General features: G+C 37.4%; 18 protein-coding genes. 11 read left to right on the top strand and 7 right to left on the bottom strand.

Translation table 11 applies throughout. The features are described 5' to 3' along the window. Positions 1 to 2 precede the first annotated feature (2 nt). The 7 genes from xth to DF947_RS04285 all read left to right on the top strand — a co-directional run bounded on the left by xth (position 3) and on the right by DF947_RS04285 (position 13,008). On the top strand, positions 3 to 770 hold the full coding sequence (xth, locus tag DF947_RS04315) for an exodeoxyribonuclease III (RefSeq protein WP_109928420.1): 768 nt from the start codon (positions 3 to 5) through the stop codon (positions 768 to 770). Positions 771 to 1,234: 464 nt separating this feature from the next. After that, complete coding sequence (locus tag DF947_RS04310) at positions 1,235 to 1,921, top strand: DUF4142 domain-containing protein (protein WP_109928419.1); 687 nt, start codon at positions 1,235 to 1,237, stop codon at positions 1,919 to 1,921. 24 nt (positions 1,922 to 1,945) lie between these two features. After that, positions 1,946 to 2,551, top strand: coding sequence for a hypothetical protein (locus tag DF947_RS04305; protein WP_109928418.1), 606 nt, complete (start codon positions 1,946 to 1,948; stop codon positions 2,549 to 2,551). 504 nt (positions 2,552 to 3,055) lie between these two features. After that, positions 3,056 to 5,530, top strand: coding sequence for a PAS domain S-box protein (locus DF947_RS04300; RefSeq protein WP_109928417.1), 2,475 nt, complete (start codon positions 3,056 to 3,058; stop codon positions 5,528 to 5,530). A 312-nt stretch (positions 5,531 to 5,842) separates the two neighbouring features. Further along, the gene (locus DF947_RS04295) at positions 5,843 to 7,783 is read left to right on the top strand and encodes a 7TMR-DISM family protein (protein ID WP_205940730.1); all 1,941 of its coding nucleotides are present in this window, start codon (positions 5,843 to 5,845) and stop codon (positions 7,781 to 7,783) included. Positions 7,784 to 8,028: 245 nt separating this feature from the next. Continuing rightward, entirely contained in the window at positions 8,029 to 11,115 is a 3,087-nt protein-coding gene (locus DF947_RS04290; protein WP_109928415.1) for a SusC/RagA family TonB-linked outer membrane protein, read from the top strand. Positions 11,116 to 11,127: 12 nt separating this feature from the next. Then, complete coding sequence (locus tag DF947_RS04285) at positions 11,128 to 13,008, top strand: RagB/SusD family nutrient uptake outer membrane protein (RefSeq protein ID WP_109928414.1); 1,881 nt, start codon at positions 11,128 to 11,130, stop codon at positions 13,006 to 13,008. Between the two features lie 124 nt (positions 13,009 to 13,132). Here the strand turns inward: DF947_RS04285 and DF947_RS04280 are convergent, their stop codons facing one another. Next, positions 13,133 to 13,447: a ferritin family protein gene (locus DF947_RS04280; RefSeq protein ID WP_109928413.1), complete on the bottom strand. Its 315-nt coding sequence runs from the start codon at positions 13,445 to 13,447 to the stop codon at positions 13,133 to 13,135. A gap of 78 nt (positions 13,448 to 13,525) precedes the next feature. Next, positions 13,526 to 14,143 carry a Crp/Fnr family transcriptional regulator gene (locus DF947_RS04275; protein ID WP_109928412.1) on the bottom strand — a complete coding sequence of 206 codons (618 nt, stop codon included), beginning with the start codon at positions 14,141 to 14,143 and terminating at the stop codon, positions 13,526 to 13,528. 176 nt (positions 14,144 to 14,319) lie between these two features. On the opposite strand from DF947_RS04275, the gene DF947_RS04270 reads away from it, so the two are divergent. Next, a complete protein-coding gene (locus DF947_RS04270) occupies positions 14,320 to 14,628 on the top strand; it encodes a hypothetical protein (protein WP_109928411.1) in 309 nt (102 codons plus the stop codon). Between the two features lie 116 nt (positions 14,629 to 14,744). Continuing rightward, positions 14,745 to 15,341 (top strand): FMN-dependent NADH-azoreductase, encoded by a 597-nt coding sequence (locus DF947_RS04265; RefSeq protein WP_109928410.1) that lies wholly within the window; start codon positions 14,745 to 14,747, stop codon positions 15,339 to 15,341. 52 nt (positions 15,342 to 15,393) lie between these two features. Here DF947_RS04265 and DF947_RS04260 read toward each other — a convergent pair whose 3' ends face one another. Beyond that, a complete protein-coding gene (locus DF947_RS04260) occupies positions 15,394 to 15,981 on the bottom strand; it encodes a M48 family metalloprotease (protein ID WP_109928409.1) in 588 nt (195 codons plus the stop codon). A 67-nt stretch (positions 15,982 to 16,048) separates the two neighbouring features. Next, positions 16,049 to 16,897, bottom strand: coding sequence for an alpha/beta fold hydrolase (locus DF947_RS04255; protein ID WP_109928408.1), 849 nt, complete (start codon positions 16,895 to 16,897; stop codon positions 16,049 to 16,051). A 236-nt stretch (positions 16,898 to 17,133) separates the two neighbouring features. Here DF947_RS04255 and DF947_RS04250 point away from each other — a divergent pair, with 236 nt between their 5' ends. Beyond that, positions 17,134 to 19,668: a beta-L-arabinofuranosidase domain-containing protein gene (locus tag DF947_RS04250; protein WP_109928407.1), complete on the top strand. Its 2,535-nt coding sequence runs from the start codon at positions 17,134 to 17,136 to the stop codon at positions 19,666 to 19,668. A gap of 50 nt (positions 19,669 to 19,718) precedes the next feature. On the opposite strand, the gene DF947_RS04245 is transcribed toward DF947_RS04250, so the two are convergent. Both DF947_RS04245 and DF947_RS04240 read right to left on the bottom strand, forming a co-directional pair. After that, the gene (locus tag DF947_RS04245) at positions 19,719 to 20,990 is read right to left on the bottom strand and encodes an Hsp70 family protein (RefSeq protein WP_109928406.1); all 1,272 of its coding nucleotides are present in this window, start codon (positions 20,988 to 20,990) and stop codon (positions 19,719 to 19,721) included. 101 nt (positions 20,991 to 21,091) lie between these two features. Further along, entirely contained in the window at positions 21,092 to 21,457 is a 366-nt protein-coding gene (locus tag DF947_RS04240) for a response regulator (protein ID WP_109928405.1), read from the bottom strand. Positions 21,458 to 21,672: 215 nt separating this feature from the next. Between DF947_RS04240 and DF947_RS04235 the strand changes: the two genes are divergently transcribed. Next, entirely contained in the window at positions 21,673 to 21,870 is a 198-nt protein-coding gene (locus DF947_RS04235; protein ID WP_109928404.1) for a hypothetical protein, read from the top strand. Positions 21,871 to 21,917: 47 nt separating this feature from the next. On the opposite strand, the gene DF947_RS04230 is transcribed toward DF947_RS04235, so the two are convergent. Then, positions 21,918 to 24,455, bottom strand: a complete 2,538-nt coding sequence (locus tag DF947_RS04230) for an ATP-binding protein (protein ID WP_109928403.1) — start codon at positions 24,453 to 24,455, stop codon at positions 21,918 to 21,920. Positions 24,456 to 24,540 lie beyond the last annotated feature (85 nt).

Raw genomic sequence — 24,540 nt, 5'->3', positions numbered from 1 at the left:
GTATGAGAATAGCGACTTATAATGTAAATGGTGTAAACGGACGATTGCCTGTACTTTTGCGCTGGCTTGAAGAAACCCAACCCGATGTAGTTTGTTTGCAGGAGTTGAAAGCACCGCAGGAGAAATTTCCAGAGCAGGCGATAAAAGATGCTGGCTACAATGCAATATGGCATGGGCAAAAAAGCTGGAACGGCGTTGCAATTTTAACCAGAGGTCTGGAAATCAAAGAACTTAGGCGGGGATTGCCTGGCGATCCTGATGATGAACACAGTCGATACATTGAAGCGATGATTGAGGGTATTGTTGTAGGTTGCTTATATCTTCCGAATGGAAACCCGGCGCCAGGGCCAAAGCTAGAATATAAATTGCGCTGGTTTGAGCGTTTGCAAAAACACGCAGAGAAACTTTTAAACTATGATTTGCCAACGGTAATTTGTGGTGACTATAATGTAATGCCAACAGAGTTGGATGTTTATAAACCAGAGCGTTGGGTAGATGATGCCTTGTTTAGACCAGAGGTTAGACAGGCCTTTAAAACTTTAGTAGACCAAGGCTGGACAGATGCCATTCGCAAGCTTTATCCAACAGAAGTGATTTATACATTTTTTGATTATTTCCGAAATGCCTATGGCAGAAACGCGGGTTTAAGAATAGATCATTTTCTATTAAGTCCACATTTGGACCAGCGCTTAAAGGCTGCGGGTGTGGATTTGAATGTGCGTGGCTGGGAAAAAACAAGTGACCATGCACCGGTCTGGATCGAGATTTAGGGCAACCCTTAATTTAAGAAATCTTTTTAAACCACAAACTTGAAAAGTTGGGTTGTTTCGTCGTGCCTCTTAGAAACGAGTATTTTAATGTCTCCGTTAAAATCTTGCGCCTCGCCATCCTTCCAAAGAGAAGGGATGAAAAGGTAAATACGGTAATTTTTAGGGTGGATTACAAATCCACAGCTCCTCAGGACGAGATTGCAAATCTCGACCATCCCTGATGTTGGACTTTGGATATTTCAGCATGAATGTATGATTCTCGCTCCGAAAAGGGGAGATTGCTTTTTGCGTTCTTTCACAATGGTGATGTCTTTTTACTTCAAATATTTTTCTATTCCATGCAATCCTTTCTTATAAAGGTAAGTTATCCCCGTTGCAAAAGATGTTCCAAGGATCCTTGTAAGTTTTTGAAACTTTTATTTATCCAATATGGTTATCCATAAGTAATCAAAGAGAAATATCCGATGAAAAATTACTTCGCATTTAATTTATTTCTAGCCGTTATTTTTTGTAATTCGATAGGTGTAACTGCTAAAGAAATTAAAAACTCCATAATCTCTAAGCCATTAGAAAACCTTAACAATCAAGATAGCATTCCAACGGATGCTTTCCTTAATCAGGCCATGCTTTATGGTATGAAAGCGATTCAAACGGGAGGGCTAGCCACAGAGAAAGCTTATAATCCTAAACTCAAAACCATCGGTCAGCAAATGATTGATCAACATAGTAAAGCCAATCAGGAATTAATGGAATTGGCCAAGACAAGAAACATTGCCTTGCCTATGACCAAGCCACAGGGGGGGCAAAGGCCAGACGGCAGAGTAGATTCTGCACCCGATAATTTAAGAGACACTTCTAGAAATCAGAATCAAGGTGAGGCTGGTAATTCCGGAGCGGTTAATAGAAATAATACAATCGGAAATGAGACCATTAAGGACCATGATTTAACACAATCAGTAGCGCAACTTAAAGCCTTATCGGGAAAAGAATTTGATCTCGCTTATGTAAATATGACCATAGAAGATTATAAACGTTTGATTGATCTCTACGAATCGGGTTCTAAAACGAAAGATAAAGCTGTACGTGCTTTTGCAAAAAAAGCACTACCCAGTTTAAGGCAACAACTGACTCTGCTTACTCACATTAAGTAGAGTGAATTAACAAAGCAAAACGACATGCAATTAGATGATTTAATCCCAAAGCAAATAAATGGGAAACAAACAGATATTGAAGAATCTCATGATTTTGAGACTGAACAGCAGGCCCAAGATTTCTATGAACTTGCAAAAAGCAGGTTATTAGATATTTCAAATTGGCATAGCATAAGCAAGATAGAAGCCAGTGCATTTTGTTTAATTGATCAACAAAATAATCCCGTTGATCGGTTACCAATGGTCGATGATTTTATTAGAATTGACGTACCGGGTCTGGGAAATCAAGCGGGGCAGGGTTTTGATTGGGTTAGGATAGAGCATCTGGAAGAATATATAGAAGAAGACCAACAAGAGGCTATTTTTATTATGCGGGCCCGACCATGTAAGGCACCATCAACCGCTGAGGATGAAACGACGCATTTTTTTAAATCGGAGGCCACTTCTAATTTCGTAATTCGAAAAAAAAACTTGCAGGTATCAGGAGAAGTTCATGGCCGAAATGAACTAGCCAATACCGAATCATCCCATTTAATTGATAAAGCTAGAAATTTAGCAGTTGCAACTGGGAGTTTTTTGGGATTTTCTTTTGTTCAATGGAATTTGCTTGTGAAAGGAATAATGAGTTGATATTTTGTGTGGATTACAAATCCACAGTTCTTTAGGACGAGATTACAAATCTCGACCAACTTTGTATTTGCTGAATTATAAGTTACTATTTTGTGTGGATTACAAATCCACAGTTCTTTAGGACGAGATTACAAATCTCGACCAACTTTGTATTTGCTGAATTATAAGTTACTATTTTGTGTGGATTACAAATCCACAGCTCTTTAGGACGAGATTACAAATCTCGACCAGTGTCGTATTTGCCGGTGAAAGGAATTATGAGTTACTATTTTGTGTGGATTACAAATCCACAGTTCTTTGGGACGAGATTATAAATCTCGACCAGCTTTCTTTTTCTTCTGTAAAAAGGTGCCCTCAGAGCAAATAGGGGTATGCTTATAGCTTAATCATCATTCTTTTCTAATTTATTAAATCAAGCCGTTAAAATCCAAACCTAATGTTGATTTTTTTGTTGTGGGATTAGTATTTTTTTAACTTTATCGTTTAAAATCCCATTTTGTTTCAATGAGTAACTCATCTTATCTGCTAAGTAACGAACAACTAATCGAAGTTTTTAACTTAACACCTACAGCTACTGCTATACATGTTGGCGAAACTGCTATTATCCAAACGGCTAATGATGCGATGTTGGCCATATGGGGGAAAGATAAAAGTGTTATCGGCAAATCGCTAGAAGATGCCCTACCCGAATTAAAGGGACAGCCTTTTATAGAAATGTTTAAAAGGGTATGGAATGAAGGGCTCGTAATTTCGGGGAAAGATACTGCTGCGGACTTAGAAGTTGGAGGCAAAATGCAAACCTTTTACTTCGATTTCGAATATCGAGCCATAAAGAATGATGATGGCAAAGTTATTTGTGTATTGCACACCGCCATTGATGTTACCGAACGTTTTTTAAAGCGAGAAGCCATAGAGCGTGCCGAAGAAAAAGAACTTGCATTGCAACGTGAGCAGGCACTTAATGAAGAACTTGCTGCAACCAATGAAGAACTTATTGCCACAAATGAAGAACTTCAGGAAACCCAGGAAGCACTTTCTGTTTTAAATGGCGAACTGGAAGCACGTGTAGATAGACGTGTAAAAGAATTGATTGAAAGTGAAGAACGCTTTAAAAACATGGCCGAGGCTACTGATATTTTTATAGCCGTTGGCGATGAAACCGGAGATGGCATTTACTTTAATTCGACATGGATGGAACTTACGGGTAGATCTATGGATGATTTACTGGCTTTCGGATGGTCAGACCTTATTCATGAAAACGATCGAAGAACCTATTTAAACATTTATTTGTCGGCATTAGAACATAAAGAAGATTACAGTGGCGAGTTTAGGCTTTTGGCAAAAAATGGAAAATATCATTGGTTATTGGCTAAAGGATCTCCGCGTTTTAGATCAGACGGCACATTTTTGGGCTACATCTGTTCTTGTATAGACATTACAGATCGAAAACATTACGAGCTAGAACGCCAAAATTTAAATACGCTAATCGAAGCAAGCTCCGAATTTATAGGACTGGCAGATTTGGCTGGCAACATTGAATATTTAAATCCCGCAGCCTTATCAAAACTAGGTTGGAGTGGTTTTGATAAACGTACGCTAATAGATTGCGTTTATCCTGAGGATAAGCTGGAAGCAGAAAAGATTTTCTTGGAACTTGTAAGTAATGGAAACATCCGTTACGAGATACGTTTTTGGAACGAGCAAACCGAAATCCCTTTTTGGATTGAGTGGAATGGGTTTTTTATTAAAGATACACAAAGTAATGAGGTAATTGCGCTGGCGACAGTAAGTCCAGATATTACAGAACGAAAGTTATATCAGGAAGAACTGCAGGGAATAAACGAAGATTTAGCACTTTCCAACGAGGAGCTTGCCACTACAAATGAGGAACTTGCACAAACCCACGATGATTTAATCCAGTACATCAATAAACTATCAGAAAGCGATGAAAAATTAAGACAAGCCATTGATACTGGTAGAATGGGTACCTGGAGTATTGATCCGATTAGTGTCGAAATTACGGTGTCTACCTTTGTTAGGGAACTGTTGGGCTTGCCTTTAGAAGGACCAGCCGAAATGGAGAAAATAATGGAAGCGGTTAATCCGAAATATCATGAAATGCTTAGCAAAGCCTTGAAAAATGCACTTGAAAACCATGCCCCAAGCGATAATGAATATCCTATAAATAACTTAATTACTGGAGAAGAAAAGTGGGTTAGGGCTACTGGAAGGGTTTTTTTAGATAAGGATGGCAATGCAACCGAATATTCAGGATTGTTCATGGATATTACCGAACGTAAATTAGATGAATTGAGGAAAAATGATTTCATCGGAATGGTGAGTCACGAGCTGAAAACACCTTTAACTGCCATAAACGGATTTGTACAGGTATTGCAACGTAAGGCGAAGTTGGCAGATGATGCTTATGCCGTAAATGCGCTTGATAAAGCCAACAATCAGGTTAGAAAAATGACAACCATGATCAATGGTTTTTTAAATGTATCTAGACTGGAATCTGGCAAACTGTTAATCGAAAAAAGTACATTTAAATTAGATGAGCTTTTGCAAGAAGCCATTGACGAAACTTACATATCGCAATCTACCCACATTGTAAGCTTAGCAAATGGGTGCGAAGTTGAAGTTTACGCCGATCGGGATAAAATAGGAAATGTAATATCCAATCTTTTAAGCAACGCACATAAATACTCTCCAAATGGAAGCCATATCGATGTGAGTTGTTCTATTAAGGATAATGAAGTTTGTGTTGCGATAAAAGATGAAGGCATGGGCATTAACAGTGAAGATGCGAATATGCTTTTTGAAAGATATTATCGAGTTCAGGGCAATCACACCATTTCGGGCTTTGGCATTGGCTTGTATTTAAGTGCTGAAATTATCAACCGGCATAATGGCAAAATCTGGGTAGAGAGTGAGCCAGATAAGGGATCCACTTTTTATTTTACCTTACCGTTAAACTAGGTTCTTAATCGTATATCAAATTCCGAAGTCTGATCGGCTATGGCTTCTGATGGACTTAAAAAGCTTCGAATTCAATTTCCTCGCATCGAAAAGAAGTGTAGATCAGATCGCTCTACATTCACCTATTACAAATGGATGGTTTGGTTTGATTAAAATTTCAAACGATAGAAACCCCATTCTGCATCATATTTTAACGATTTTTTTCAATCCAGCTTATTTTTTGCCTTGGTTTTGTGTAAGTTAGTTTAAATCAGAAATTCTAAAATGCAGTCCTTTCTGCGCTTTGGGTTAACCTAGCCAAATCTTAACATCATGAGCAAGACTTATACACAAATCTTGAGGTTATTATTCGTGCGGAATGTTTTAGACCATGTTCCTTTCCGATTATCCTTCTCCTCTAAACTCATAATATCAACCATACAAATTCTAGTTTTTTATATGGTTTCGGCTTATGCTCAGATTCCGGTAAAAGTAGACGATCAACAACCACATCATATTTTTTCTTTTGCAGAAGTAGATATTTTAGAGGATCCACTAGGCAATTTGAATGTTGCCCAAGTGGCGAGTGCCGATTATCAAGATCAATTTAAATCGAACAAAAATTACGTGCCGAAAAATTACCATACCGCTTCTGCTTATTGGTATCGGATTAGAATCGAACACGATAAAGAATCGGGGAAAAAGTGGATGCTCGAATTTTTTGATCAATCCATTAATGATCTTAGTCTTTTTATACCTGATGATTATGGAAGTTACCATGCCCATTATTTCGGAACCAATTATGCTTTTGCCGAGCGGGAATACCAGCATAAAAACTTTACTTACGATTTATCTAATAAAACCGATCACGTACTTACTTATTATATCCGGCTTAAATCTCCACATTCCATCAGCGCCATTATTGTACTACGAGATTTGAAGTGGTTTGTAGGTTACGCATTGAATGAATATTTTCTTTTTGGCCTGTTTTATGGAATGATCATCGTTTTTAGCTTATACAATCTGTTGATGTATTTTGCCATTAAGGAAAAAAAGTATCTGTTTTATGTACTTTACAATTTAAGTATCGGCCTTTACGAAATGTGCAGTGACGGTATTGCCTTTCAATATTTATGGCCAAATTACCCAATAATGAATACCTATGGATTTGGGATTGCGCTCTATGCAAGTAGTTTGTTTGGTTTGCTTTTTACCATCAACTTTTTGTACCTAAAATATAAGGCACCCAAATTTTATCGGTTTTTAATCGTAATTATCACGCTTAGAAGTCTGTTTTTTATCGTATGCCTTTTTTATACCACTTTGTTTAATTTAAAGGTTGTAGAATTTATCCCGTTATTAGCCGTTTTTTCGGCTGGAGTTTATGTAATGAGGCAAAATTATCAGCCGGCCATTTTTTTAGTTGCAGGCTATGGTTTTTTAGTCGGTGGATTTATCGTAAAGATATTATTGTTGCTGAAGTGGATCCCTTACGGTCCGTTTAGTTATTACAGTTTAAGTTTTTGTTTCATTGTAGAAATGATTTTAGTCTCTTTCGCCATTGGGAGCAGTATCAGAACCTTGAGAAAGAAAAAAGACCGTGCACAAAAACGTACTATTAAACAGTTGCGGATAAATCAGGAACTAAACCAAACCTTAAATGCAGAATTAACGGTTTTGGTTGATGAACGAACCAAAGAGCTACAGGCAAAGGCAGAAATTATAGAAAAGCAGAACGAAGAAATTTCTATCATGAATGCCATGCTCAAAAAAGACAATATCGAATTGCACTTAAATATTGAAAAGGTTACGCGAGCAAGGGTTATGAGTAAACTGGTCGATTTTGAAGAGTTTAGCAAGGTCTATCCCGATAAGGAAAGTGGTTTTAAATACATTGCCGAATTAAAATGGGCTAAAGGTTACCATTGTAGAAAATGCGATAACGACCATTGGCTGGCGGGGCAAACGCTTCACAGTAGGCGATGTACCAAATGTGGTTACGATGAATCTGTTATTGCGAATACCTTATTTCAGAACAGTAAGATCCCGATTAATAAAGCCTTATATATGCTGTTTTTGGTGTATTCTACCAAAGGTACCATTTCTTCGCATAAGCTTTCGCAAATTTTAACGATCCGCCAAAGCACCTGCTGGACCTATAATTCGAAAATGCAGAAGTTGCTTCAGGAGCGAAAAGAAGAGCTGAAAAGTGCTGGCGAAGAGGGCTGGACCAAGCTTGTTCTCGAAAATCCGACGGTACTGGAAAATGCATAAGGTAGATCATTTTTATTTTGCATTTTTTTTTAAAATATTTCTTGCGTATCAAGCGTATCAGGGCAAAATTATAAATCGCTTTGTACGCATTCCTATCCCATTTTTGCGATTAATAGATTGCACTTTAAACGTATCGAGTTATTTTGCAACTATCTTATTTATAGGTAATTACGATTATTTTGGCTTGTATTTTCGATTTAATTGAAATAGCTTTACAGCATCTAATCAATCTAACCAAATAAAAAATGAGAAAAAAAATTACCCTACTAATTGGTCTGGTTGTTTTTATCTGCTCGTTCTGTTTCGCACAGGATATCAGCGTAAAAGGAACCATTAAAGACAAAAACGGCAATCCAATGCCAGGTGTTTCTGTAACTGTAAAGAACACCAAGATTGGCGCCTCTACAAATGCCGATGGAAATTATTCCATTACCGTTCCGGCAAATTCAACCCTAGTATTTTCTGCTATAGGATTTACCACACAGGAGCTTGCGGTTAACAACCGAACCAGCATTAATCTTCAGCTCTTGGAAGAAGCCAATAATTTAACCGATGTTGTGGTAATTGGTTATGGTACGGCTCAAAAAAAAGATGTTACCGGAGCAGTATCTAGCATTAAAGCCACACAGTTGGAAAACGAAAACCCCAATAGTGTTACCGATATTTTGAGAGGAAATATACCTGGATTAAATGTTGGTTTTAACAACAGTGCAAAAGGCGGCGGCGATTTATTGGTTCGTGGAAAAACCACTTTAACCGGAACAACCTCACCACTTATTGTATTGGATGGCGTAATTTACATCGGACAGCTTTCTGATATCAACCCGAACGACATAGAATCGGTTGATGTGCTAAAAGATGCAAGTTCGCTTGCTGTTTATGGTGCAAAAGCGGCTACCGGTGTTGTGGCCATTACTACCAAAAGAGGAAGAAGCGGTTCGCCAACCATTACCTTAAATACAAACTTTGGAATGTCTACTTTGGCGAAGGATCAGCCTGTATACGATGGGCCAGGATTTTTAAACTGGAGAGCAGATGTGCAAAGAAGTGGCGGTGTAAATCCTCCGTACATTTATAACGATCCTAATAATTTACCAGAGGGCGTTACCTTAACTCAATGGCTTAACGGGCAAACCACTAGCAATCCAACTGATTTGTGGTTAACACGTTTAGGACTATTAACCAATGAGAAAAACAATTATTATGCCGGCAAAACAGTTGATTGGTATGATATGCTGTTCGTTACTGGGCAACGCCAAGATCATACCTTGAGTATGAGCGGAAAAAAAGAGGAACTTACTTATTACATGTCCTTAGGTTATCTCAAAAATGAAAGTATCATTTCCGGTGGCGGTTTTAGTACATTTCGTACTCGGATTAACTTAGAAGGAAAGGCTGCCAAATTTTTAACCGTTGGCATAAACATGCAGTTTGCCGATCGAGATGAAGGTGCAATTGAGGCAGATTACAATCAATTGCCAGATCTATCACCTTATGGCGATTTTTACGAGCCAAATGGATCTTTAAGAAGAATCCCGACAGATGATAACGGTTTAAATGCAAGAAATCCATTTCTGAACCCGACTTATAACTCCAGATTGCAAAAGCAGAGTACCCTGTTTGGCAGTTTGTATGGCAAGGTAACTCTACCATTCGGAATTACTTATCAATTAAACTTTAGTCCGGGTTTAGATCAATACCGTACGTTTAATCATCAGTCTTCGAAGAATCCAAATGTAACCATACCAGGTGGTTCAGCTCAACGTGCACAAGAAACCCGTTACAATTGGCAACTCGATAACCTATTAAAATGGAACAAAACTTTTGCCAAGGATCATAATATCGATGTTACTTTATTGGCCAATGCAGAGAAATATTCTACCTGGTATACCAATGCAACGAACGAGGGTTTTGCCCCAACTGATGTTTTGGGTTATCATAACCTGGCCAGTGGAAATAAGCCAACGGTAAGCAGTGATGATAAAGTTTACACCGGAGATGCCTTACTAGCCCGTATTAATTATTCCTACAAAGGTAGATACGCCTTAACAGGTTCTATTCGTAGAGATGGTTATTCTGCCTTTGGCGCCGAGAAAAAAAGAGCGAATTTTCCAGCAGCTGCGGTTGCGTGGACATTTAGCGAAGAAAGCTTTATGAAAGACATCAAATGGCTAGATTTTGCTAAACTGCGTTTATCGTACGGTATTAACGGTAACCGGGAAATTAGAGATGCCAACAACGTGATTGATCCTTATGTTGCCATCCAAACCTTAAGCGGAGGAAAATACCAAAGCGTAAATAGTGGCGGTACTCCTGGCGAAGTAAACACAATTGTAAACAGCTCACGATTAGGAAATCCAAATTTAGAGTGGGAGAAAACAAAATCCTTAAACCTTGGATTGGATTTTGGGGTGTTAAATAACCGATTATCAGGTTCAATAGATGTTTACGATAAGAAAACCAGCGATTTATTAATTGGCCAAACGCTTCCCAATGTTTCAGGTTATGCAAACGTAATCGCTAATCTAGGCCGCGTAAATAACCGAGGCATTGAACTGGGTATCAACAGTAAAAATATAACCAGCGGACCTGTAACCTGGAATACATCGGTTAACTTCTCTTTAAACAGAAACAAAATTGTGGCTCTGGCTACACCAAATGATGATCTGGGAAATGGTTGGTTTATCGGAAAAGATATCGATATAATTTGGGAGTACAAAATTCTAGGCGTTTGGCAACAAAATGAAGTTGCTGAAGCCAACAAGTACAATAAAGGTATCAAGCCAGGCGATTTTAAATTGGAAGATGTTGACGGAAACTATGTTTATAATGATCTGGATAAACAATTTATCGGCTATCGCAGTCCACGGTTTAACTGGTCGGTACGCAATGATTTCAACATTTTAAAAAACATCGATTTCTCTTTCCAACTGGTATCCAGCTGGGGTCAGCAACGTACAGATAATTATGCTAAAAACCAGCCAGGCAGTGTAGGCTTTGGGCGTTCGAGTTCTTACATCGTTCCTTACTGGACTCCTGATAATCCCATTAACGATTATGCCCGTTTAAGTTCTGGCTTAAGTGGAACTAGCTTTAATGTGTATCGCAAAAGTTCTTACATCAGGTTAAATACCGTGGCACTTTCTTACAGTTTCCCTAAAGAATTAATGGCGAAGCTGAGAATTCAGAGTGCAAAAATTTATGGCAACGTTTCTAACGCCGGTGTTTACGCACCAAACTGGAATCAATGGGATCCACAGACGGCAGATGGTAATGGTAACCCCGTTCCAACGCCTCGAGTTTACACCTTTGGATTAAATGTTTCTTTTTAAAAATTGATGACTATGAAAGTTTTATATAAAAAAATAATTCCATTTGTTGCACTGGCTGTTTTGCTATCTGCCAATGGATGTAAAAAATCAGATCTTGATGCGGAGCTGTTATCGTCTTTAGAGCCCGCAACAACGCTCACCAATGTGGCTTCTATGAAAGCTGCGCTTGCGGCAATAGGTTCGAACATCCGTAGAGAATTTACTGGCGATATGGCACCGATTGTAACAGAATCTATATTTTCGGAAGTTGCCGTTGATGGTACAACAGATAAAAGTACCCAGGCACAGGATATGGATACCCGCGTAACACCAGATGCCAACCTTGATAATCCGGATTTTAACCGAATTGGGTTCTATTGGACAGAAGGCTATAAGGGCATCCGTTATGCCAATACCATTATCACCTATATTGATAATGTAACCTTTAAAGATGCCGCAGAAAAAAATGCGATTTTAGGCTCAGCTTACTTTTACAGAGCGTATTATTATTATCGTTTGGTCAATCAGTTTGGAGATGTGCCCTTGATTTTAAAAGACATTACCGCCCCAAAACTGGATTATTTTTCTACTAAGCGTGAAGTGATTTTGAAAAAAATGCAAGAAGATTTACTTTTTGCAGAACAGTGGGTTCAGGATAATGTAGATAGAGGCGAAGTAACAAAAGGCGCCTGTAGCCATTTATTAACAAAGGTAAATTTAGCTTTGGGCGATTTTGACGCCGCGATTACCTCGGCAAACAATGTAATTAATAGTGGGAAATATTCCTTAATGAGAACCCGCTTTGGAAGCACAGCTGGCGATGCAACCAAAAATGTGGTTTGGGATTTACATAGAATGGATAACAAAGCTATTCCTGCCAATAAAGAAGCACTTTTCTTAACCATTGATCGGGAAACACTGGCTGGTTTTACAGATTTTGGATCGCAGGTCATGCGTAATTGCGTACCCGCTTGGCACTTTGCAAATTTAAGAACACCATCAGGCTTAAACCCTGCAATTGTTGATGCTACAACCGCAGAAATTCCGTTAACCCTAATGTACGGACGGGGAATTGGCCGCTATCGTGGCACGGCTTACAGCACCAAAAACATTTGGACAGATAATACCGATTATCGCCATGCGCCAGGAATGTGGATGAATATGACGGATTTGGTATACAACAACCCTGCGTTGAAAAATTCATCAAATGCGACAGAAAAAGCTTTATACGGCAAGCCCCTTGTAGATGTGACGCCCGCCAATGTGAATAACATGTTCTTAAACAAAGGCTTGGATACAATCCGTCACTTTTTTGGATGGCCGCACTATAAAACCTTTATCAACTCTACCAATGCTTTGGCTATTGATAAATATTGGTCGCCACCAAGAGGAACAGATACAGATTGGTACATTTTCAGACTGGCAGAAACCTATTTGTTAAGAGCAGAAGCTTACTATTGGAAAGGAAATTTAGGGTTGGCAATGGCCGATTTAAACCAAGTAAGATCAAGAGCAAACGCAGCATTGCTTACCGATGCATCTGCAATTACCATTGGTACCATCTTGGATGAGCGTGCACGCGAACTTTATTATGAAGAACCGCGTAAAACGGAACTTACCCGAATAGCTTATATTTTTGCCCAAACCGGAAAAGCTGCTTATAATGGAAAAACATACTCGTTAACCAACTTCTCTGATAACAACTTTTTCTACGATAGGATTATCGAGAAAAACGATTTTTACAGAAACAAAGTGCCAACGGTATCTGGTGTAAACTTTAAAATCTCTCCATATCATGTATTGTGGCCAGTTCCGGGAACGGCACAAAGATTCAATACTGAGGGACACATTAATCAGAATAAAGGCTATACAGGTTATGAAACCAACGTGCCTGCACTGGATAAAATTCCTTAACCCCTTGTGTTTAAAAAATTTGGTTTAATTGTGGCCTATGGCCAAAGGCAGTTCGAGATTTCGAGCTGCCTTTTTAATTCCTTTTTCATTCTACTACAACACAAGTAGCATTTAAGAATTTATATTACTCTGCAGCCTCTTCGCCTTTGCTGCCCAGTTCCACAATATTGCCCTTTTTAAACAATATCGCTTCAAGCGTAATTTTCCATTTGTCTTTTTTACGAAGAAGAAATTCTAAATCCATTCCAAAATGCTTCATTTCTTCTTGTTGGGCATTTTCCATAATGGCTTTAGCTTCTGGGTCTTTCTCAAGAGCAATTCGTTGTTCGTACCAGCCGATGGCTTCTGCCTCTTCGGTAAGGGAGGTAATCATTCTAGCAAACGTTCTGGTTTCTTCAGATAGTTCTTGGGGCGGTTCATGATATTGATCTGTAGCCATAATTTTAGATTATAGGTTTTGTATTGCAACAAAAACAGTATGGATCAAAAAATGTTTTAAGCCAAAATTTAGAGATCATTATGCCGCGTCCTTTTTAGGCTTGACCATTTTATTTCTTATTCTACTAAGGGTTTCCATTCGCATACCCAAATAACTTGCAATGCATTTTAAAGGAATCTGTGTTACGCCAAGCGGACTAATTTCCATAAATCTTTCGTATCGTTTTTGTGCCGAAGGAATCCTGGCAAGAATGGAGCTTTCTGATGCCTGATGATATTGCATGGCCAAAATCTTTCTACCAATAACATTCGTTTCGGGAAACTCCAGATAAAGCTTATCAATCAAATCGTAAGGAATGGCCAGTAATTCACAATCTTCCAGTGCCTGCAAATATTCTATTGATGGTTTCACAGTATTGGCAGGATCGCGGAAGGCGCCAATAATTTCTTTGCCAAAGCTAAACCAAGTGCTAATGTCCTTACCATCCTCTTTGATAAAACCACGCACCAAACCGCTGTTAACAAAAAAAAGATAACTATTCGGCTCTAATGGAGACAATAAAAATTTATTCTTTTTAACATTAACGGTAAAAGTATTATCGATTATTTGGTTGATAAAACCTTGAGTTATGGGCTGTATCGAATTAAAATAGCGAATCAATTCGATTTGAGAGATTGAAGCTTGAGAAAATGGCATGATCGTATGGTTTGAGTATACATACGACAAAACTTATGGGAATGGATTTTAAATTTGATAAAAATATTGTGGGAACATGTTTGGAAGTGATTTTAAGCAGATATCCATAAAAATTGTGTAGGTTTATAAATACCTTCAAAAAATGGAATCTTTCATTTTTGTAACAGGTTTCTAAAATGTTAAGTAAAGAACTTAATGCCCGGGCAAAATCATTTTTGTCGGAACTAAATAATGCCAGACACGAATACAGTTTTGCGAACGATGATGAATGGTCGCTTACCGAATGTACCCAGGCAAAGAAAGTAACCATAGAAAAAGAATTTTATCCCGTGCTCTCCGTGCAGTGTGGTTTTGAAGATCTTCCTGGTTTTTCCAGTATGGTTTCATCGTTGGTAAATAAACAACCTGAAAGCGACTTAACAAAGTCTAACCCATCAAAAGATAGGATTTTTTTAGTGGCCTATTGTTTAAACAAAAAAGCTTAATCTAATTTCTGATTGTTCCTTTAACTATCCTAAACGATAGCGCTATCCTTTGGTATAGTAGTATCTTTTTGATCTTTACTATAGATAATTTTACAGCTCAAAATAAAATTATTTATATGAACATATTACACATCATCTCTAGCCCACGTGGTGGCAACTCTTTCAGTATTAAACTTGGTAATGCTGTAGTCGAAAAATTGCAAGAAGCAAATCCATCATCAACGTTAAAAATACATGATCTTACCAATACGCCGTTTCCGCATCTGGAAGAAGCACATTTAAATTCTTTTTATACTCCTGAAGAACAGCACAGTCCTGAAATGGCCGAGGCGATTAAACATTCAGATCAGGCTATTGCCGAAATTTTAGAAGCTGATGTAATTGTAATCGGAGTAGGGATGTACAACTTTAGTATCCCATCTACATTAAAGGCCTGGATTGACCATATTGCCCGTGCAGGTAAAACATTTTCTTATTCTGCCAATGGCCCCGAAGGATTAATTAAAGGTAAAAAAGTTTATTTGGCCATTACAACAGGTGGTGTTTACTCTGAAGGACCAATGAAGGCTTATGATTTTATCGAGCCCTATTTAAGAGCTGTTTTAGGTTTTATCGGGATGACCGATGTGAGCGTTGTTAGAGCCGAAGGCCTGAATATGCCTGAGCTTAAAGAAATAGCGCTTGATAAAGCCATCGAAAGTATAGCTGTTTAAGATTTTACCCCTTGCAAAACAAATTCTCATTTGCAAGGGGTTTTTAAATCCATTACTCTTTACAGTGTAGATTTATATATCTTATATAGTCCGCATATAGAGATTCATTAACCATTCTTTTTAATGCCCGCACATGTGCGTCTTTTAAATCACTGCTCAAACTTCTTACTTTCATAAACTTAACGCCAGCCTTAAGCGGTAAGCAATCGCCTTTTTCGGCCATTTCCTTTGTTTTGAGTAGGGAATATTCGAAAGCTGCTTTTTCACTGTTTTCTGGATTCCATTGATTCCGATCCGTTGTTGAATAATAGTGAAGATGGCCGATTTCGTGATACAGCACCACAATTAATCGATCTTGATCAAAGTTTGGCTTCTTGTTTTTAAGATAGTCGAGATTGATCTTTATTGTTCCATTTGGCGAAGCGAATGCCGGGCCAATTCCCTTTACATCAATAAAAATAAAACGTTTAATTAATGCATCGTTTGTTTTTATAAACTGAAATGTTTGGTAAAACTTTGGAAACGAGATTTCTGTATGATCGATAATTTTATCCGCAATCGAATCTGGTATAATTTCTTCCTGAGCCTTAACAATAACTGAACTCAAGATGATAAAAATTAACAGGGTGAATGATTTCATTTTAGGTAATTATAAATCAAATATTAATAAATGTCAGTGCAATAAAAAAACAAAGATTCTATCGAGGCTAAGCATTATTAATCTCCAAATCCGATTCTTTAGATTGTTTGGCATTTGATTTATTATTTATATAAGCTTTAATGGCTTCAATCGTTTCTGCCGGTTCGCTAATTTGAGGATAATGGCCTGTTGCATTTAAAACATGCAAGGTGTTTTGAGGCATGTTGTTCTTAATGTATTCTCCAGCAGAAATTGGCGCCATTGCATCTTCAGAGCTTTGAACGGTTAAGCTTGGCACTGTAACATTTTTAAGTTCGTTTCTATAATCCGATCTAAAGGTGGCATTGGCAAAAGTTAATGCAATTTGCGGATCCATAGCTTCGAAACATTCTTGAAGAAACTCTGATAGGGCAGGTCTTGCTAAATTTCCCATGGCCAATGGCGCAATAAATTCTGTCCAGCTGATGAAATCCGTCGCCATGAAATCGAGCAAAGATTCGAGTTGTTCGGTTTCAAAACCGCCGAAATAATCCTGATCGTTTAAATATTTTGGCGATGGGCCAATAAAAATAAGCTTATCAAATACCTGAGGTATTTGTAGGGCCGCTATCATGCCGATCATACTGCTTACCGAATGGCCGATAAAAATGATATCTTTTAAATTTAAGGCTTCGATAATATCCACAACATCGCAAGCGTAGCCTTCTAAAGTCGAATATTTGTGAAAATCGTATTGGCTAATGTCAGATTTTCCGGAACCGACATAATCAAACAAAACCAACTTATAATCTTTAACAAAGGCATCTGTTATAAATTTCCAACTGCTTTGGTCGCAACCAAAACCATTTGCAAACATAATTACCTTGGTTCCTTCACCAATAATGTTTACATGATTTCTTTTTATTATAGACTTCAAGATGTTAGCGTTTGGTTATACTAATTTATGGAACAAATTAATAAGTATATTATTCACTTTGTTCAAAAAATAGATGTTCTATGTAACAAAATTTTTGCGAACAGCAATACTCGATAATAACGCTTAAAATCAAACAGATTAAATATTGTTTGTTTTTGAGTTAAGTAAATCGATTTAATTTGAATTTTAAATATTATTTTTAATGCTTGATACACAAATCGAAACCAAATATTTTTATGAAGAATTTTAATAATCGTTTAACTGAACGAATTTTAGGATTATCCTTTCTCGGCATAATCGGTTATACAACTGCAAGTGCGCAAAGCGAAAACTATGTGTTTAACCGAGCTCCGTTAGATCAAAATGTTTCTGTTCAATTGCCTTTAGGCAGTATAAAGGCCAAAGGATGGTTGCTCAAGCAATTGGAATTACAGAAAGATGGTGCAACAGGCATGGCAGAGGAGCTTTATCCGGAAGATGATAATTTGGGAAAAAATTCTGATTGGCTTGGCGGAAACGGTTCTGGCTGGGAGCGGGTTCCTTATTATGTTAAAGGGTTAATTGCACTAGCTTATACTTTGGATGATAAAGGATTAAAAAACAAGGCTCAGAAATATATAGACTGGACTTTGGATAACCAACAGGCCAATGGTTTATTCGGTCCACCAAAAATGAAAGATTGGTGGCCACGCATGCCAATGATGTATGCGTTACAAAGCTACTACGAAGCCACAAACGATAAAAGGGTAATTCCTTTTTTAACCAAATACTTTAAGTATGAACTGGCAAATCTTGATGCTGATCCACTAAGAGAATGGGGAAAATCAAGGGCGGGCGACAATATGGAAATTGCCATTTGGCTTTATAACAAAACTGGAGATAAGGATCTTTTATCTTTAGTAGAAAAGTTGAAAAACCAAGCTTATCCCTGGACAGATATTTACAGTGAGAACCAATTCTTCTTTTATGGAGACGATTATCAACCAAAACACATGGTTAACGTAGCGCAGGCACTTAAACTTCCTGTAATTTATGCTCAGGCCAATGCTCTGCCAATTTACCGCACCGCAATGGCAAAGGGCATAGCGCATATTATGCATGATCATGGTCAGCCAGAAGGCTTGGGCTCTGGTACCGAATTTTTAGCTGGAAGAAGCTCAACGCAAGGGGTAGAAACCTGTACGGTAGTGGAGTGGATGCAGAGTTTGGAAACGGCTGCACGAATAATCTCTGATGCAAGTATTGGCGATCAATTAGAGAAAATTGCGTTTAATGCATTGCCTGCCCAGTTTAGCCGCGATTTTAAAAACCATTCTTATTATACTTTACCTAATCAGGTACAAAGTGTTAACGGAGATCAAGGTTTTAATCAAGATTATGGTACAGGCATTATTTCCAGTCCATACTCTGGGTATGGCTGTTGCCGATATAATATGCACATGGGCTGGCCTTATTACGTTAAAAACAGTTGGGTAGCAACCCCAAATGGCGGTTTGACAGTGGTTAGCTACGGCCCAATGGATGTTGAAGCTGTTGTTGGAAATCACAAAAAAATTAAAATAACCGAAAACACAAACTATCCATTTGAGGAACAAATTAAGCTGGGAATTGCTGTAGAAGATGGAACTAATTTTCCTTTGTCTTTACGGATTCCATCTTGGAGCACAAAGGCCCAGGTGAAACTGAACGGTGTAATTTTAAACGGTGTAAAAGCAGGCGAAATCTATAAAATTGAGCGAAGCTGGAGTAATGGCGATCAAATTGAATTAAATTTTCCGATGGAGATCAAGAGTCAGCAAGAGGTTAACAATTCCGTAAGCATAGAACGCGGTCCAATGGTTTACGCACTTCAAATGCAAGCCACAAAGAAAACTTTAAGGGAACATTCTGTATCCGGGTTTTCTGATTATGAAATTAGACCGACATCTGCATGGAATTATGGATTGGTTTTGGATCATGGAAAAATTGGAAACGCTGCGAAGGTAGAAAAGACCGTAATGCCAGAAAATCCGTTTGATGGTTTAAATACCCCAGTTAAATTAAAATTAATAGCGAAACGGATTCCAGAATGGGGGATGGCATATAATAAGGTTTCGGCTTTTGATGTTCCCTTTAGCCCGGTTGTATCAACGGAAAAAGAAGAGGAGATAACGCTTATACCCTATGGAGCAGAAAGCATACGCTTAAGTTGTTTTCCAGTTGTTGGTAAGCCTGTAAAAACTGTTAAAAGTTTAGATGAAGGCTTTAATAAAGCGATGCCCACCAACTGGGTGTTTTATGGTGGTGGTTGGTATTGGAAAGATGGTGCTGTACATGCTTCATCTAATGGAAGTTCTGGCGGATATGGAATTCATGGTTCTAAAATAGTTGCGACCGGCACAGATTTTAGTGATTTTACCTATCAGGCAGATGTTAAAGTAAATACAGCCGGTGATGCTGGCTTAATGTTTAGGGTGAGCGATCCAGCTATAGGTGCTGATGCTTACAAGGGATATTATGTGGGCCTAAATCCAACAACGGGAAATATCGAACTGGGTAAGGCAAGTAATCAAAAGTGGATTTTGATTAGCGCTGTTAAATACCCCGTAAAAATGAATAGCACATATAAACTAAAGCTTGTTGCAAAAGGCAATCGGTTTGAGGTGTTTCTCGATGGAGCTGAAAAAGCAATTCTTGCTGCCACGGATAACGAATATACTTCGGGAAATATTGGGCTGAGAGCTTATAATGCTCAAGCCACATTTGATTCTGTTAAAGTTAAAAGTTTATAATTTTTTCGATTTATACAGAGGGATGCGGGCATAACCGCATCCCTTTTTATTTAGTTATTCTCGAATAGATAACCGCTGTAGGCCAAACCTTTAGCCACACTTTTAAAGTTATCTCCAGCATTTAAGGTTAAATGAGGGAATTTGGTTTTAAAAAGATTTTGGACAGCTGCTACCATCGATGTGCCACCAGTTAAGAAAAGGCTATCAATACGGTTGCTATCAATATTATTCCTCAGCATAAAATCTTCGAGATAATCTGCTATCCTTTTAATGTCTTTATCAATTATGTATTGATATTCTGAAGCGCTTACATTTTCATCAATTTCTATATCCATATTGGAATATTGAAAAGTAGCGATGTCTTTGCTTGATAAACTGATTTTGGTTTTCTCTATAGATTGGAATAAGGAATAGCCTAAATTATTATCTACCAGTGTGATTAAGTTTTTAAACTTTTTATCATTGTTCGAATAATAATAATAATCTTCCATATCTTTTTTTATTCGTAAGCCGTTAAAAAAGTTCATTTTATCCCAAGAGCAAATATTGGCGAATAAGGATTTAGGAACATTAAGCACTTTTCCAGGCGTGGCTTCATAAAGTGTGTTTTTGCCAAAATGTGGCGTTCCCCGTTCCCACATAAATGCAGAATCAAAACTATCGCCACCAATATAAATACCACCAGTGGCCATCATGTCGTTTTTTCTATCCTGACTCCCCACTTTGGATGGATCCAAAACTAGGTAAGTGAAATCTGTAGTACCGCCACCAAGATCGGCAACAAGAACGTTTTCTTTTTTGGTTAACGTTTTTTCATAAGCAAATGCTGCACCAATAGGTTCAAATTGAAATCTTACTTCGGTAAAACCAGCCATTTGAGCGGCCTTATTTAAACGCGTTTGTGCCAAGGTATCTTTTTGGGTATCATCATCATCAAAAAATACCGGCCTCCCAATTACAGCTTTTTTACAATCCTGACCTATAATTTGATCTGCCCTTTCCTTTAGCTCAATTAAAATAAGTGAAACTAAATCGGATGCGTTGTACCTTTTATTTTGAATACGGGTTTCGGTAAAACTGCTTCTAGATAAAATCTGTTTAATGGATTTTATAAAACGTCCCTTCATGCCGTCATTTAAATATGCAGAAATTGCCATTTCGCCGATTACATATTTTCTTTGGTTTGGAACATCCACATTTTCAGGAAAATAAATCAGCGAAGGAATAATAATGGTTGAAACGATTTCTTTTTTATTCTCATCATAAATGGCCAAAGCAGAATTGGTTGTGCCAAAATCAATTCCATACAAAAAGTTTTTCATCGCAAAAGGGTTTAAGTGGGTCTAAATAATTGGGGCGACGAAAGTATTAAAAAAACAGCGGAAATGGAAGTGCTTTAAGCTGATTAAAATTACTAAAGAAATTATTGTGATACTTTTAAATGCTGATCTATTATCTCAATAAAACTAAGCAGATTAAAAGGTTTTTCTATATAACCATCCGCTCCGCATTTTTGTGCTATTTCTGCAATTTTGGCATGACCAGATAACAATAGGACAGGAGTATTGGCCGTTTCTTCCTGTAATTTAATCCTTTTGCAGATTTCACTTCCCCTTTCAAATGGCAGATATTCATCAATAATCAGCAGATTGGGGAATTCATCTACGAATTGTTGCAATATTTCCCCACTATTTGAACTCATAACATGATAGCCTTCTGCTTCTAGTATCATTTGGATTGCCTCAAGTATAGATTCATCATCTTCAATGATCAGTATGGTATCTTGCATATGCTGTTTTTCTAGGATGTAATTCCTAGTTAAACAAAATATCTGCCAAAAACTTTTTTACACCTTTTTAGAGTACAGATTAAAAATTATTAGTTTGTAACTTAATTAAATGAATGTTTTATGAAATGAAGCAAAAAAGTTATAAAAAGTAATTTTAATTATACTAATTAATTATACAATAATTATTATTATTGTCCTATTATAAAAGTGTAATAATGAATAAGGTTAGAAAAGGCCAAATTGTTGATTTAGATTTAAGTAATGGCCTAGGCGTAATAATTGACGAAAATGGACAGGATATTCCATTTGAGCTTAACGAGAAATTGGCGGAAGTTGGAATCAATGCAGAAGTAAATTTTCAGATAGAACTTGGCCAAAAAGGACTGCGTGCAGTAGAAATAGAGCTCAATTAAGCTTTTCTTCCACAAAAATCTCATTCAAAAAGAGCTCATAAGATTTGTTAATCTAAGCCTGTGTGGTTTTCTTTTGAAGTCGGCGCTCCAATTAAAGGAATTATAAAATAAAAGGTAGATCCTTTTCCCATCTCACTTTCCATCCATATTTTACCTTGATGTTTTTTTATAATTTCTTCACAGATGTATAAACCAACCCCAAAACCTGCAATCGTTTTGGTGTTTGGACTGTCTACCCTAAAGAAGCGATTAAAAAGCTTGGCCTGATCTTCTTTGTGAATTCCTATTCCTTCGTCTTCAATGCTAACTTGTACAAAGTTTCCAATAATTTCACATCTAATAGCGATTAGCGAATCCTTTTTAGAGTATTTTGCCGCATTGCTAATTAAGTTGTTAACCACATTTCCTATTTTTTGCTGATCGGCAAAAACATTGATTTTTTCTTCATCAATAACCTGAATAAAGTGGCCAGGCATTAATACTCGATTTTCTTCAGCAACAGATTTAATTAATTCTACCAAATCAAAATTGCTCTTGTTAAGCGTTATGCTACCCGATTCCAAAACAGATACATTTAGGAATCCATCAATCATTCCAGACATTCTTTTTAGCTGGATACTCACCTTATTTAGTGTTTCATCTGTAAAAGAATCCTTATTATCCTTAACCTTATATTGCAATAATTGGATGTATGCACTAAGCGATGTAAGTGGTGTTCTCAGTTCGTGGCTTACCATTCCGATAAAGTCGTTTTTGCGAAGTTCATCTTCTTTTTGTTCGGTAATGTCTAAAACTGCACCAGCAATGTACAATGCTTTACCTTCGTTATCATAATAAGCCTTTCCTGTAGATCGTAGCCATTTAAAATTCGAGCTTTCAATTGGCTTAATTTTATACTCAATATTAAATGCGGTTTTATTGTGCAGTGCTTTTTTTAAGCTTCCTGTTAAATATTCCAAATGTTCGTCTGACACCATGGACTTTGCCAGATCGAGATCTAATCGACTGGTTTCCAGTCCATAAATTCTTTGAGCCCGTTCAGAGAGTATAAGTTTTTTAGAAACAAGATCGATATTCCAGGAGCCCATACTTGATGCATCCATGGCCAGTTTCAAAATATCTTTGGCTTTTTCTAGTTCCTTTCTATAATTGGCCTGATCCGTAACATCGCTAATAATTACCAAAATGCTTACAACCTCATCATTATCGTTTTTTAACGGTTGGTACATCGTGTTAAAATAGCCTTCTTTAACCAAGGTAGATACCTTTAAAGCGCTGATGTAAAGCGGTTTTCCGGTCTGGAAGATGCTTTTTACCTGTGTAAGCAATTCTTTTTGTTTGCTAACTTCTGGTCTTGCAACTTCTTGTGGCAAACCGATTACCTCGTTTCTAGTTTTACCCCAAAGTGCCAATATGTTATCGTTGGCAAATTCGGTGATGAGTTGCGTTCCTTTTAAAACGCACATTCCCAACGGTGCCTTCTCAAAAAAACCTCTAAACCTGCTTTCACTTTTGTATAGCTCATCTAAAATGCTTTTTAAGTTGCTTTGGGTTGTAGCTAGGCTTTTATTGCTTTCTAAGAGATCTGCGTTTGTTATTTCTAACTTTTCATTTATACTCGATAAGGATTCGTTGAGCTTTTCTACCTTTTCCCTACTTAATACCTGTTCGGTAACCTCAGATGCAACTACCATAATACTTTCTGTATTGCCATTTGCATCTTTTAAAGGATAATTTACAAAGCTGTAATAACCTTCTTTTAATAGCCCACCGTGATTGAGCATTACTTTCGAAGCTTCGCCATAATAAGGTTCTCCCGTTTGAAAAACCTCATCAAGTATTTTTGGATAAACCTGCTCGGCCATTTCTGGTATTGCTTCGATAATGGGCATTCCAATAATTTTAGATGTTTTCTGCAGAAGTTCTAGCATTTTATTATTTGCCAGCTCCAAAACATGATTTTTGCCATGTAAAACCGAAATGCCCACAGGGGCTTCGGTAATCATATATTTTAACCGTGCCTCACTTGTCTGAAGCTCTTTGGTTCTTTCTTTTACCCGTTCTTCTAATTCCTGATTAATGGAGAGAAGCGCTTGCTGTGCCTGGCTCAATTCTTCATTGGTAGCCTCCATTTCTTCTAACATGGTTGCAAGCTCTTCGTTTAAATTTTGTTCCCTACTTAAGCGTTCGGTTTTTTCGGTATCAGACTGAATGCTGTTTTCATAAATAATCCCAATAATGTGTAAAATGGGGAATTCATTATTTAGTACCGGAATAAGCTCCAACTGCCAGATATTTTCTTCTGAAGTAGAATAACTGGGTATAACCTGCAAAGTAATTTGCTCCTTAAATTTACTGCACTGAGCAATACCTTCGATGAATAACTGTTTACTTTGCTCGTTAAAAAAATCGGCAGGCTTAAGAATTTTATTTGCCTTAATTATTAATGATAATCGTTCTAATAAATTTATGTAGGCCTTATTTTGATCAATCAGTTCCATCTCCTTATCAACACTTAAGATAAATGTTGGATTTGCCGAATGATCAAGCAAAGTTTTTAAGAAAGCATTAGATAATAAATCCATTGATTAGAAGAGGCGCTTGGTCTATTAAAATAACTGTTTAAATTGTAGGATGTTAACAATTATAATTAATCCAATCTACGAATAA

This window comes from Pedobacter paludis (assembly GCF_003173575.1).
GTDB classification, from domain to species: Bacteria; Bacteroidota; Bacteroidia; order Sphingobacteriales; family Sphingobacteriaceae; genus Pedobacter; species Pedobacter paludis.
Note: the sequence above shows the minus strand (reverse complement) of the source record. Positions and strands in the feature narration are given on the sequence as shown.

Coding starts and splice junctions, on each gene's coding strand:
- DF947_RS04275 (WP_109928412.1), bottom strand. CDS start 14,143: ATGCCATTTTCTCAAGCTTCAATCTCTCAAATCGAATTGATTCGCTAT.
- DF947_RS04280 (WP_109928413.1), bottom strand. CDS start 13,447: ATGGCTACAGATCAATATCATGAACCGCCCCAAGAACTATCTGAAGAA.
- DF947_RS04250 (WP_109928407.1), top strand. CDS start 17,134: ATGAAGAATTTTAATAATCGTTTAACTGAACGAATTTTAGGATTATCC.
- DF947_RS04300 (WP_109928417.1), top strand. CDS start 3,056: ATGAGTAACTCATCTTATCTGCTAAGTAACGAACAACTAATCGAAGTT.
- xth (WP_109928420.1), top strand. CDS start 3: ATGAGAATAGCGACTTATAATGTAAATGGTGTAAACGGACGATTGCCT.
- DF947_RS04310 (WP_109928419.1), top strand. CDS start 1,235: ATGAAAAATTACTTCGCATTTAATTTATTTCTAGCCGTTATTTTTTGT.
- DF947_RS04230 (WP_109928403.1), bottom strand. CDS start 24,455: ATGGATTTATTATCTAATGCTTTCTTAAAAACTTTGCTTGATCATTCG.
- DF947_RS04245 (WP_109928406.1), bottom strand. CDS start 20,990: ATGAAAAACTTTTTGTATGGAATTGATTTTGGCACAACCAATTCTGCT.
- DF947_RS04295 (WP_205940730.1), top strand. CDS start 5,843: ATGAGCAAGACTTATACACAAATCTTGAGGTTATTATTCGTGCGGAAT.
- DF947_RS04285 (WP_109928414.1), top strand. CDS start 11,128: ATGAAAGTTTTATATAAAAAAATAATTCCATTTGTTGCACTGGCTGTT.
- DF947_RS04290 (WP_109928415.1), top strand. CDS start 8,029: ATGAGAAAAAAAATTACCCTACTAATTGGTCTGGTTGTTTTTATCTGC.
- DF947_RS04235 (WP_109928404.1), top strand. CDS start 21,673: ATGAATAAGGTTAGAAAAGGCCAAATTGTTGATTTAGATTTAAGTAAT.
- DF947_RS04305 (WP_109928418.1), top strand. CDS start 1,946: ATGCAATTAGATGATTTAATCCCAAAGCAAATAAATGGGAAACAAACA.
- DF947_RS04270 (WP_109928411.1), top strand. CDS start 14,320: ATGTTAAGTAAAGAACTTAATGCCCGGGCAAAATCATTTTTGTCGGAA.
- DF947_RS04240 (WP_109928405.1), bottom strand. CDS start 21,457: ATGCAAGATACCATACTGATCATTGAAGATGATGAATCTATACTTGAG.
- DF947_RS04260 (WP_109928409.1), bottom strand. CDS start 15,981: ATGAAATCATTCACCCTGTTAATTTTTATCATCTTGAGTTCAGTTATT.
- DF947_RS04265 (WP_109928410.1), top strand. CDS start 14,745: ATGAACATATTACACATCATCTCTAGCCCACGTGGTGGCAACTCTTTC.